Source organism: Prevotella brunnea (genome assembly GCF_008016795.1).
Lineage (GTDB): Bacteria > Bacteroidota > Bacteroidia > Bacteroidales > Bacteroidaceae > Prevotella > Prevotella brunnea.
The window spans coordinates 1-1,389 of sequence record NZ_SDIK01000076.1 but is presented as its reverse complement, the minus strand read 5'-3'; the positions used below and the strand labels follow the sequence as shown (position 1 = coordinate 1,389).

Below are 1,389 nucleotides of genomic sequence, written 5' to 3'. Positions count from 1 at the left end.
TCGAATGTTCACTGTCAAATGCCTGTTTACCATTACCTGAATACGATTTGGAGTCATGAGGAGGTATGTGTTATTCAACATTGGAACAAAATACATCAAGTCTCATGATTTGATGAAACTTTGCGTGGGGGCACAAAATTATTTTATTACTGTCCGCTAAACATAGAAATCCTCATTCCAACTCATTGAGACACAATAGTTCGGATGACAGCATGTTAGTGACAAGCCCCCTTATTCATTTTCTGTTACCTCGGGTGGCGATTCAGCCGCTGCTTCAAGCATGAGTTTCATGTCGGCATCCGGCATGTTGAAGAAATTATTCATGTTGAGGTATTCCATAAGTACAATGCGCACCATAGTAGCCAGCCCTGAGAAACTCCACCGCCTCTGCAATGAGCTTTGCAGCAGTGACAGTAATAGATTGGCAATGAGTGTAACCCAAATCTGTATCTTGATGGCGTTGGCACTCTCCCCATAGAAGTATCTAAGCGGGAAGTTCTGTTTTATCTGCTTGAAAAGAGACTCTATCTGCCACCTCCTGCGGTAGATGGCTACGATAGTCTCCATGGACATGTCAAAGTCGTTGGTAAGCAAGGACACCAACTTTGGCATCTTTCCCTTCTTGATATCCACATAGGTGATGATACGCGCTATATGGTTGATACCGCCCTTCCTGAACACCACCACCTGCTCACGATATTCCATCAGCCCATCCTCGTTCATATCCATGCAGTCTACCAACACCTCGTATTTGAGATTTTTCTTCATCTTGGTGACATAGACAACGTTCCTCTCGGTCAGTTCCTCAAACTTTTCATAGTTGATATATGCACGATCCAGGGCAATGATTTCATCATGCTTGAAATGGCTGGGGGCGAGCATAAAGGAATCGTTGGTAGCAGCAGAAGTGAACTTCACGTCACAGTGAACTCCTTCGTTTGCATGAATGACGGAATGCACTTTTATGCCTCCCTTCTTCTTTCCCGTCTTAGGATGCCGTCCCACACCCTTGAAGATGACGTTAGAGAACAGGGTTATCGTGGTGGAATCGATGATTCTCAGACGTTTTATCCATTCCTCCGTACCATTGCGTCGGCTGTCCGAAGAAAGTTTGTCCTTATTGGACTCGTAAAGGTCGTGATACACGTCCTCAAAGAATTTCTCCGAGCGTCTGGCGTTCGCGTCTGACAGGGTACTGCGCTTAGGAACCCTGTCAATGCCTATGTGATGAAGCTTGCGCACCTCAGCCGTCATTGCCGCCTCTATCTCGCGCAGGGAGTCGAAGCGCATGATGACTGCATACAGCATCGTAAGAAGATGGGTGAAGCCATCAAAGGTCTTCACATACCGCTCACCGCCGTTCCGACGGCTTATTTCAACTATTTTATC

Annotated in this window: 1 protein-coding gene; it reads right to left on the bottom strand. The window is 46.1% G+C overall.

All coding sequences use genetic code 11. The features are described from left to right. Positions 1 to 231 precede the first annotated feature (231 nt). Positions 232 to 1,389 (bottom strand): IS4 family transposase (locus tag ETF27_RS09550; RefSeq protein ID WP_147785755.1); only part of this gene is annotated, 1,158 nt, incomplete at its 5' end.